This is a genomic window from Blautia ammoniilytica, from assembly GCF_025566965.1.
Taxonomy (GTDB): Bacteria; Bacillota; Clostridia; order Lachnospirales; family Lachnospiraceae; genus Blautia_A; species Blautia_A ammoniilytica.
Genome location: NZ_JAOQJL010000059.1, coordinates 1 through 10,795, shown reverse-complemented (window position 1 = coordinate 10,795; position 10,795 = coordinate 1). Strand labels below are relative to the sequence as shown.

At 39.2% G+C, this 10,795-nt stretch carries 10 protein-coding genes and 1 pseudogene; all 11 read left to right on the top strand.

Annotated elements, in window-relative coordinates; all coding sequences use genetic code 11:
* Nucleotides 1-625 precede the first annotated feature (625 nt).
* Nucleotides 626-1,879 (top strand): hypothetical protein, encoded by a 1,254-nt coding sequence (locus OCV61_RS17840; protein ID WP_158422886.1) that lies wholly within the window; start codon nucleotides 626-628, stop codon nucleotides 1,877-1,879.
* Nucleotides 1,880-1,881: 2 nt separating this feature from the next.
* A complete protein-coding gene (locus OCV61_RS17835; protein ID WP_158422885.1) occupies nucleotides 1,882-2,475 on the top strand; it encodes a hypothetical protein in 594 nt (197 codons plus the stop codon).
* A gap of 95 nt (nucleotides 2,476-2,570) precedes the next feature.
* Nucleotides 2,571-3,085: pseudogene (locus OCV61_RS17830) on the top strand (IS110 family transposase); the annotation flags it as partial.
* A 360-nt stretch (nucleotides 3,086-3,445) separates the two neighbouring features.
* Nucleotides 3,446-4,336: a hypothetical protein gene (locus OCV61_RS17820; protein ID WP_158422884.1), complete on the top strand. Its 891-nt coding sequence runs from the start codon at nucleotides 3,446-3,448 to the stop codon at nucleotides 4,334-4,336.
* 52 nt (nucleotides 4,337-4,388) lie between these two features.
* Nucleotides 4,389-4,778: a BlaI/MecI/CopY family transcriptional regulator gene (locus OCV61_RS17815; RefSeq protein ID WP_158422883.1), complete on the top strand. Its 390-nt coding sequence runs from the start codon at nucleotides 4,389-4,391 to the stop codon at nucleotides 4,776-4,778.
* Nucleotides 4,779-4,784: 6 nt separating this feature from the next.
* Complete coding sequence (locus OCV61_RS17810; RefSeq protein ID WP_158422882.1) at nucleotides 4,785-6,536, top strand: M56 family metallopeptidase; 1,752 nt, start codon at nucleotides 4,785-4,787, stop codon at nucleotides 6,534-6,536.
* Between the two features lie 214 nt (nucleotides 6,537-6,750).
* Nucleotides 6,751-8,610, top strand: coding sequence for an asparagine synthase (glutamine-hydrolyzing) (gene asnB, locus OCV61_RS17805; RefSeq protein WP_158422881.1), 1,860 nt, complete (start codon nucleotides 6,751-6,753; stop codon nucleotides 8,608-8,610).
* A gap of 171 nt (nucleotides 8,611-8,781) precedes the next feature.
* Nucleotides 8,782-9,024 (top strand): hypothetical protein, encoded by a 243-nt coding sequence (locus tag OCV61_RS17800; RefSeq protein ID WP_173729300.1) that lies wholly within the window; start codon nucleotides 8,782-8,784, stop codon nucleotides 9,022-9,024.
* Entirely contained in the window at nucleotides 9,024-9,602 is a 579-nt protein-coding gene (locus OCV61_RS17795) for a hypothetical protein (RefSeq protein WP_158422879.1), read from the top strand. The genes OCV61_RS17800 and OCV61_RS17795 overlap by 1 nt, the downstream gene beginning before the upstream one ends.
* A 112-nt stretch (nucleotides 9,603-9,714) precedes the next feature.
* Complete coding sequence (locus OCV61_RS17790) at nucleotides 9,715-10,086, top strand: MmcQ/YjbR family DNA-binding protein (protein WP_158422878.1); 372 nt, start codon at nucleotides 9,715-9,717, stop codon at nucleotides 10,084-10,086.
* 270 nt (nucleotides 10,087-10,356) lie between these two features.
* Nucleotides 10,357-10,698 carry a family 20 glycosylhydrolase gene (locus tag OCV61_RS17785; protein ID WP_244093080.1) on the top strand — a complete coding sequence of 114 codons (342 nt, stop codon included), beginning with the start codon at nucleotides 10,357-10,359 and terminating at the stop codon, nucleotides 10,696-10,698.
* Nucleotides 10,699-10,795 lie beyond the last annotated feature (97 nt).

The following is a 10,795-nucleotide window of genomic DNA, read 5'->3' as shown; positions in this document are numbered from 1 at the left end:
GTGTCATGGACGCACCCTGAAAAAGGCGGTATCCCGCCAGATTTCAGATGCTCTGGCAACTCAGTTGCCGAGTAGTTCACAGAAGATGCAACTGAAGCTGCGACAAAAGCAACAACATTAAAATTTGTTATAAGTATGTACAAAAAGGGTTATACAACTGCTCAGATTGCTGATGTGGCTGGAGTGGATGAAAAGCAGATTCAAGATATTATAAAAAATGCTAAGTTATTACCAGTATAAAATGTAAAAATTGTCCTGATTATGCGGATCTTATGAAAATCGGTTGTTCGGCGGGGTGTTACGATAAGCATCTCGCCATTTTTCATTTACCAAAACTGCTCAAAAAAAAGAAAGCTTGTGTTTTAATTAAAAGTTCAGAAATAGTACAAATGTAAGGATCCTGATGCATCGGGTCCTTTTTTTACGATTAAAGTACTTATCTGACAGCATATGGTATTTGACTACAGAATATGTTATGTTTAAAAAATAAGTCTTTTCTGTAAAAACAGACAATCTTCCAGAAATATCACATATTATAAAATATGTTATAAATAAGATCGTTCAAAGGAGGACGGTTTTACAGAAAAAGCAAATATTATGAGTAAGAGGAGGAGAAGCAGTGTTTTTGGAAAAGCTTATAGGAAGCATTATCGCTTTATGGGGAATCGTAGTTTTGTATGGTGCATTTAAAAAAACAACGATATGTAAAAAGGGACAGATAGCTTCAGGGATAGTGATAACTGTGGGAGGGATAGCAGTCCTTCTTTCAGAGATCATGAATGCCCCATCCAAGCCTAATTACGGTATAGTTAAAACTGCATCTAATAGTAATTCCTTATTCAAACCTGCATTTATTATAGTTGGAATCGGAGTGGTAATTCATATTTTTAATCTGATCTGCAAAAATAAGATAATAACAGTAGAGACACAGGAAAAAAATAAAAAAGAAGAGTTTTACAAAGAGTGCCTTAAAGCTGATATCAAAGAGTGTAAAAATGAAAAAGAAGTACAGAAAGCTAAATTGATAGCCGAAAAACATGGGATTAAATATTCGGATATATCAGATCTGTATTCCGAAGCAGAAGTATTGGTTAAAAAGAAAGAGCAAAAAGAACTGGATGATTCTTTAAAAGCTAAAAGGGAAGAAGAAAGAGCAGAGCAGAAAACTCTTGTGAAATATGAGGGCATGACTGGAAGAGAAAAGCGGATTGCCATGCTTACTGCTGAAAGGGCTGCACTTTTGCAAACAGCAGATACCCTTAAAAGTGGAGCAAAAGCTGTGATGAATGCTTCGCAACAAAAAGAAAAAGATTGGGCAATTCATGGAGGCATTGTAAATGGAATAGCCGGTCCTGCTGCCGGAGCAGCAACGGCACTTAATATCCAGGCGCAAAATGCACAGATAAGGGCTCAGAATAAGGCAAACCTGCAGGCTTTTTCCCCACTAATCACGAATTCTTATATGGGAGCCGTTTCTTATGAAAGCCAGGCGAGAGGAGTTGCAGTATCTATTGATAGTGCCAAGACAAAACTGCTGGCGAAAGACGATGTGCAGACCTGTTTGAAAAGACTTGCTTTTACAGAGACTAAAGTTGAAGTATCGGAAACTGGAACCTGTACCGTGACTACGAAAGTTGCTCTTACTGAACCCTTTACAATATTTGAGGATATAAAAGCTGTTATCGATGGAACAATAATAGCAAAGATCTATGATGGAGAAACGCTGGTTGGAACTGCTGCTCTTGTACTACCTTCCAAAGGAATCGGTTATTACCATGATCCTTACCCGTTAAAGGGAATGTGTCTTTATTGCGGAAAAAAAGACAGAGACTACCGGGTAGAATTTGCAGCTGTTGATTTATGGGCTATGGAGATATGATTATGAAAAGAAATAAGAAGTGTAATATAGCAGGGATTTTGTTTACGCTGCTTTTAATATATGAGGCATATAGTTATGTGATGTTTCTAAAAGTGCTTTCTAAATTTGGTTTTGAGATGGCATGGAGGCAGCTATACTTCCGTTCTTATGAAGACGGGTGTGAATGGGTGATGATTATAGGGAAACTATTTGCAATAGAATCGCTGATAATCATGATCAATTCTTCATTCAGATTGACCAAGGCAAGAATCGGGATGCGAAAGAAAACAGCAATCGTATATTTTTTTGCGCAGTTCAGCATGTGGTTAGTTACTTTTAGCCTTAATACATATCATGCTATCTTAAATAGTTGGTCTATGAGAACCTTTCTGTATAACGTGTGGAACTTTGGAATGATCTATATTTGTGTGATTGTATATCTGATTGCATATTGTTTATACCGGAGTGGAAAAGCAAAACAGAAAGAAATCGTTCCGGATACGTGTAGCGAGGAACGGAAAATAAGCTATTATAAAAATCTGCTGGATCATAAAGTAATAACGAAAAAAGAATATCAGTCCATGATAGAGAAGATTAAGATTGGACAACTAATGTAGCAAGGGGCCGCCGGAAGAATCCGGCGGTTTTTTGTGATCATTAACGGAATAGTGCAGTGGTGGTCATGACAGTGCCCATCTAACTAAGGTACGCCAAGGAATACCGTTGTCAGGGATTGAGGCGTGTGAAAACAGATAAGCAAGATGCCATTACAATCTCTAACTATGGAATTGATCATTGGTATCGACTGAAAGAATATGAACTGGAAGAAAGCATTTACGAGAACTAAAGCTTTTAGGTCGACAGTACCGCCATTATATGCGGATGCGAGTGGAAAGCGTGTTGGAACTGACTCATCTTTTGGACTATACGATGCCAGGGATTAAAACGCTACTGAAAGGGTGGAATGAAACAAATGGGAAAGATAAGCTAGGGGATTTTGTGGAGGAATATTGGCATTATGACAATATCACGAAGAAATCGGAGGAACAGTTTATAGAAAGCTATCTAAAATGGGCAAAAGAGAAGGGATACCATCAGAGCCAGGATAAAGCCGCTAAGATTTATATGCTGGCAAAAGAAGGCATCCCCACAGTATCCTCCGATACCCCATCGACCAAAATGCTGGTACAGGCGGCAGTACGGGTGTTACGAGAAATCGATAACACTTAAAGCGTTCTGCAAAGTTCAATCCGGCCATTTACCAGAAGCATGGGAATACCTGGGAAGGCGGCAGTATAAGCATGTTCTCTCCTGTGCTAAAGTTTACCCTTCATAAATAATTTAATGCAAAAAAGCTGGAAGTATCAGAAACAATGGAAATAAACGGTAGAAGAACTTTTAGGTATGATGAGCCGATTATTTATCAGAGGATGCGAGAGTGAAGAAATCCAGAATCAGGTTCGAACACAGTATGTGCATGTTAATATTTTGAAATTGTAGAAAATATGGTTGACATTTATATTCTACAGATGTAGAATATGAACAACTTCTACAGAAGTAGAAAATAATAAACAGGGAGAATGCACTATGAAGACAGGAACAGTAAAGTTAATGACACTTATCACTACGGCGATATTAGGAACTTTTTCAGCAGGAACGGTTCTGGCAGCAGAAAATAATGACTTTTATACACAGCCGCCAGCTGATTCCGACTGGGAAAAAGCAGATACGGAAGGTACTTATGCAAGCTATACGAATGGAAGTGATTATGTAAACATTTATAAATATTCACTTGATGATGTCAATATAGCAATTGCAAAATGCGATGATACGTATGAAGCCTGCTATCAGACAGTTTATTCAGAGGGGAACAGTTTATATATGACGGTGGGATATGCAAAAGATGCAGATGATATCGGTGATGTCAGAAAATTCGTAGAATATATTTCCTATCCAGGAAATCCCTCCCTTACCAGACAAGCATATGAAGATTCAACAGAGAATTCTGATCAGGAAGATACCGGTACTTCCAATCCGGGAGGCAAGGGAGATTCAGATTCTTCCAATGCAGACGTGAATGCTTCCGCAGATAACGATGATGGTTCAGATATTATTTCCACCTCACCACTGACATTGGTTGACAGTGATGGAAATACAATTGAGATCAACTACATTCTTCACAAAGATTATTCTTGCGAATATCGTGGAGATGACGGAATGAAATATACTGATAACGGGAATGAAACTTATACCGATGAAAATGGAAACACGTACTCAGCCCTGAATGATGAAACCCATTATCTTGGAACCACTCTGGAACAGCATGACCTTGAGGATTCGGACGGTAATACAGTAACCATTACACAGACTACAAATGGTGATTATTATTTCCACAACGAAAATGGTACCGGATTTTCAGACAACGGAGATGGAACCTGGACAGATGAGAATGGAAACAGCTATACAGAAATTGACTGATATGGTATAATAAAATCGTTCCTACAATTGTAGAAAGAGGGAGAATGAGAGCGTGAAAAAAACATATCAGAGACTACCGGAATCAGAACTGGACATTATGCTTGTTCTTTGGAATAATACACCTCCGATGAACAGAATGGAAATTGAAAAAGTGATCAATACGAAAAAAAGCCTTGCTCCGACAACGATCCTGTCGCTGCTGGCCAGGCTGGAAGCCAAAAATTTTGTGAAAGTGACCAAACAGGGTAAAATGAATCTGTATACACCTTTGGTTTCACAGTCGGATTATCAGGCACATGAAAGCCAGAGTGTCCTTGAGAAGCTTTATGGGAACTCTTTGAAAAAATTTGTAACGTCTTTGTATCAGGGGAAAAAGGTATGTCCTGAAGAAATTCAGGATCTTAGTGATTTCCTTAAAGAACTTGAGGACAGGGAGAAATAGCGAACTATGGAAGTATTTGTTTTGCATATTTTGAAACTGAATATTATTGCAGCAGTTGTAATTTTGCTGGTCAAAGTGCTTGCAGCTTTGCTAAAAGGTAAAGTCTCAGCCAGATGGAAATATGTTATCTGGCTGATCGTGGCAGTCAGCCTGACATTTCCATTACAGCTGCCGGCAGACTTGTCAGTTGTGACTTTTAATGTGCCGCAATACCGCACATATGACAGACAGAATCTGAATCCAAATGGCAGTATGGTCGGAACAGAAAATCAGGGAAACAGACTACAGAATTTAGAAAATATGCAGTCATTAAACAAAAACACACAGAATTCCTCTGAAAATTCTTCGCAGAAGGTGCCTGTCATGCGTGATTCAGGCAGATGGATGGGAATTGCAGCAGTGATTTTTACAGCCGTCTGGTTGGTTGTGGCAATCCTCAAACTTGCAGGAGAATTTCTGGCATATTACCTTTCTACGAAGAATCTGGAACGGATGAGTCTGTTAGTAAGTGACCCGGTGAGTATTCAGATGTACAGAGAGGTGTGTCAGAGAAAGCATGTACGCAGAATACCGGAACTCAGGCAGAATGCAGGTCTTACCACACCGCTTCTGGCAGGGCTTTTTCATACGAAACTGTATCTGCCTGCAACCGGGTATTCTGCCGAAGAAAGAAAACTTGTTTTTTACCATGAACTGACGCATTACAATCATCGGGATCTCTGGTATAAGATGTTTTTACGGATCTGTGCATCGATATACTGGTTTAATCCATTTCTTCTTCTGATGCTGAAAGAAGCAGATAAAGATATTGAGAATCTGTGTGATACAGATGTTATCCATCGGATAAACCTGGAAGAAAACAGGCTTTACAGACAACTGCTTCTTCGAACAGTCGCAATGGACAATCAGGTACCATATGTGAGCGCAAGCCTTAATGACAGTGGAATGGTATTTAAAGACAGGATTCTGTATATGCTCAATATCCGGAAATTTAGACGGGGACTGCTACCGGGAATTCTGATGGCAGTTCTGCTTGTCGGAGGAAATCTGGCATTCAGCGTGTCAGCAGAGGCACCGGAAGAAACTGGAAAAACAGAGCAGGCAGAAACTCATAATGAAAAAAAGACAGATCAGGAGAAGAATAATGTGCCAGAGTATGCACCTTTTTCCGAAACGGTAAATAAGCAGGAAAGCAATGACGTGCAGAACCCTGGCGCAGATCTGTCACAAAATGAAGAAACGTCGACAGAAAGTGTGGATGCAGAAAATTCTTCTGCAGCTGATACAGAAAATGAAAGCCAGGAGAATGGATCAACCGATTACGAAAGCAGTTCTGGTGGTAGTGGGAATGTATCACATAATGAAAATCTTCCGGCAGGCGTGCCATATACCAGTGGATTCAGTACTGCGTCCGGTGTGGCATCAATTGTAGCAGCAGGTGAAGGCGATGAAGAATCCAGAGTCCTTTACGATAATGGGGACGGAACCTATTCCGACGATTATGGATTCCAATACAGTTATCAGGGAGATGGGAGCTGGGCAGATGCCAATGGAAATTCCTACCGTACCTGGAATGATGAAGACTATAGTTTCGGAACACAGCTGGAAAAGCATGAACTCAAGGGCAGCAGCGGCACCGTTAATGTAAAAGAGACTACAAACGGAGATTATTATTACCGTGATACAGACGGTGTAGGATACACAAATAATGGTGACGGAACTTGGACCGATGAGAACGGAAATCTATATGAAGAGTAAATGAAAAGAAACGTTTTCCGAAAGCAAATAAGAGACTGGAAAACGTTTCTTTTCTTGTAAAATGTTATATCAGATATAAAAGCTATTTGGAAATAGAAATATAATTATTTGATAAGAAAGACATTTTATGATAAAATATCGACAAAAATAATTTTGGATTGTAACAAAAGTCGTTGCAGTGTCTAAACTACATCAAATGGATACGGAGGAAGAAATGTGCGGAATCTGTGGATTTACAGGTTACAGACAGGATCAGAAGACAGTAATTGAAAGGATGATGAAAGCCATTGCGCATAGAGGCCCGGATAGTAAGGACTCTTTGTGCAGGGAGAATATTACGCTGGGCTTTCGAAGACTTAGTATTATTGATTTAGAAGATGGGCAGCAGCCTATGGAAAGTGCGGATGGAAATCTGCATATTGTCTTTAATGGGGAAATTTACGATTATAAAGAACTGCGGGAAGAACTTGAGGCTTCCGGCATTTCTTTTCGTACCCATTCCGATACGGAGGTTCTGGTAAATACCATTCAGCAGTATGGGGAGAAGGCACTGGATAAGCTCAGGGGAATGTTTGGGTTTGCAGTATGGGATGAAAAAGAGCAGACTTTGATGCTTGCAAGGGATTTCTTTGGAATTAAGCCTGTGTACTATGCCGAAATAGATGGACACTTTGTATTTGCTTCTGAAATTAAGAGTATCCTTGCATTTCCAGGTTATGAAAGAAAAGTAAATCAGAAGGCACTGGAGCAGTATTTGTCATTTCAATATTCCCCTCTGAAAGAGACCTTTTTTAAGGGGATTTATAAACTGATGCCCGGACATATGCTTTTATATAAAAACGGAAACTATGAAATAAAGACTTATTTCAAAACAAAGCTTACACCTGGCAAGTGGGACCGTAAGACAAATATGGAGCAGCTGCGGAGCCAGCTTGCAGAGATTTTAAAGGATTCGGTGAAGCACCACATGTTAAGTGATGTGGAAGTCGGCGCGTTTTTATCCGGTGGAGTGGACTCCGGGTATCTGGCTTCTTCCTCCGGTGCAGACCAGGCATTTACAGTGGGATTTGATGAGGGAGACCGATATAGTGAAGTAAACAAAGCTGCCAAAGTGGCAGAAAAAGCAGGTTTGAAACACCATGTGAAAATCATATCCAAGCAGGAATTCTGGGATGCCCTTCCAGATGTGATGTACCATATGGATGAACCACTTGGGGATGCCTCTGCAGTTGCACTTTATTTTCTTTCCAAAGAGGCTGCCGGACATGTTAAGGTAGTCCTTTCCGGGGAAGGCGCAGATGAACTTTTCGGTGGATACAATATTTACAGAGAACCTGAAGCATTGAAAAAAGTTGCCTGGATTCCGTTCGTGCTCAGACGCGCTGTCAGAAAACTGGCCGCAAAGCTGCCAGACGTGAAAGGTCGGGATTTCCTTATCCGTGCAGGAATGAAAGTGGAAGAACGTTTCATCGGAAATGCATATATTTACCGTGAAAAAGAGAAAGCACAGATTTTGAAAAATAAAGTAACAGGACCTTCCACACAGGAATATTTAAGACCATTTTATGAAGAGCTTGAGTCAGAAAACAGAGGATCACTTCAAGACATGGAAAAAATGCAGTCTGTAGATCTGAACTACTGGCTTCCTGGCGATATTTTGCAGAAAGCAGATAAAATGAGCATGGCACATTCCATGGAAGTCAGAGTACCATTTCTGGATAAAGAAGTTTTTGATTTTGCAGCAAAGCTTCCGAAAGAAGCCAAGATTGCAGCGGGTACAACCAAATATATTTTCCGTAAAGCTGTTTCAGGATTTCTTCCACAGGAAACCGATGAACGGAAGAAACTTGGCTTTCCCATTCCAATCCGTGTGTGGCTGCGGCAGAATGACTGGTATCAGATGGTAACAGATTTATTTACCTCGAAAGAAGCAGAAGAATTTTTCCATACAGAGAAACTGCTTCAGCTCCTGAACGACCATAAAGATAAAAAGGCAGATAACAGCCGTAAAATCTGGACAGTTTTGGCATTCCTTATCTGGTATGATAGATTTTTTGCTACATGCTCGAAGTGAGAGAGTTGGTTATGAGACGGTAAACATGTAAATATACGAAAAATTCGTTGACAATGGTATTTAGGACTTTTATAGTAAAACCATATTTGTTTGCATTGAAACGTTCGGATATGTGTATAATACGATACATAAACCATATAAAGGATAATGAAGAAAAGTGTGGGGATAGGCATGTATAAAATCAGTAACTCATCACAGGAGATACTTGAAAAAATGCTTGGGAAAAGATACAAGGATATTGTAAATATGGATTGTGATGAAGAGATATCCTATATTCAAAAGAGAAACAACCGCAAGTTGATTTTTTCAGGTAAGGTTGATAAAAGAAAAATAGGAAGAGGAAATCCATTGCTATCTAGAAGACGCATCAAAACAATGGATAAAGTTAATGAAGAGCTAGCGAGGATAAAATAATGCCGGAAAGCAAACTTCATACAGTAGTATATCAGGTAAAATATCAGGAACAAATCAGCATGATATATGAACAATACCAAAATACGGTGAAACCATATGTAGCACAGCTTGAGGTTATGGAAAATGAATTTCCTGTAGAAATTTTAAATGAAGTCCGGTCAATTATGAGTCACACTGCAAAGTGTTACGAAACTGATGATGAAAACATTATAGAAATAAATATCAATAAAGCAAACAGTCATATGAAACGCTGTATATTAGACTGTTATAAGTATTTATGTCTTGCATACAGTGATTTTTATAAGGAATTTATACATACTTATCGTTTTACTGATTTAACAGTGATTGATAATGGAGAGTTTTGGAGTAAGCTTTGCGAAACTGTAGCCAAAGCTAAACAACAATTAATTGCGGCAAAAGAAAATATGGTTGAAGATGTTGAAGAGGCATATACGGAATTTGAAAATGCATATATTGAGTATCATAAAATACACCAGCTTATAGAGAACTCTTACGAACATCTTATAAAATTAAAACGGAAAACTTTTTGGAAGGTGGCTACGTCAATTTTGGCGTGAGTAATTCCAATTGTGCTATCAATTGTATTGTTCCTATTACAGTGAGAAAGGGCGTTATCGTGATGCGGTAATGCTTTTTATCTTTATGAGGAAAAGTTAGGAGAATTTGGTTGTGAAAAAAGAAGCAATTTATAAGTACGTAAAAGAGCAGTACGGGACAGAGCCAGAATATCTTTGGAAAAGAGATCCAAATTCTGCTGTACTCAGACACAGAAACAGGAAATGGTATGCTGTGTTTATGTGCGTAGAGGGAAAATATCTCGGATTACCAGAAAAAGGTAAAGTCGATATCATGAATGTGAAATGTGATCCCGAAATGGTTAGCCTGCTCACACAGACTTATGGTCTTTTACCTGGATATCATATGAACAAAAAGCACTGGATCGGTGTTTTACTGGATGATTCCGTGGGAGAAGCCAGGATACTTGACTTTCTGGATATGATTTATGATCTGATTGACAGTGAAAAAATGAAGAAAAGGTAGGCCGGGCAGAATAAATCTGATCTGGCCTCTCATTTTGTCTATATTTCCAATTATTCTGTCCATAGACAAAAAGAAACATGCTGGTATATACTAAAGCAGATTTACTAGAACGTAACGGCAAAAGGAGAAAAAAGGCTATGTAGCTTTCGTTTGCACTTTCAGTTATGGGATGTGAAAAACTAAAGGCGGGAACAGAGGCATTACTGGAAGCGATGAAGCAGATTCCGGAAAAAAAATCAGGAAACGGTATATTTTGAACGGAACGGATTTATGCTGGACTGCTCCAGAAATGCTGTGTTTACAGTAGAAAAAGTAAAATCTGTCATTCGGACACTTGCCAAAATGGGAATGAATGTACTGATGCTGTATACAGAAGATACCTACGAAGTACCTGGAGAACCCTATTTCGGCAGCTACCGCGGACGCTATATAAAAGCTGAAATCCAGGAGATGGATGCATACGCTTCCATGTTTGGAATCGAGCTGGTTCCCTGCATTCAGACACTGGCGCATCTGCATAATGCTCTGAAGTGGCCGGGTAAAAATAAAATTAAGGATTCCACGGATGTTCTTATTGTGGGAAAAGAAGAAACCAACCTATACATTTATTGAGAAACTCCTTCAGAGTGTAAAGGAGCTTCTTGTATAATTCAAATATAAGGAATTCCGAGAAAGAAGGTTGAGAAAAAAATACCTCAGAGTAAAATAA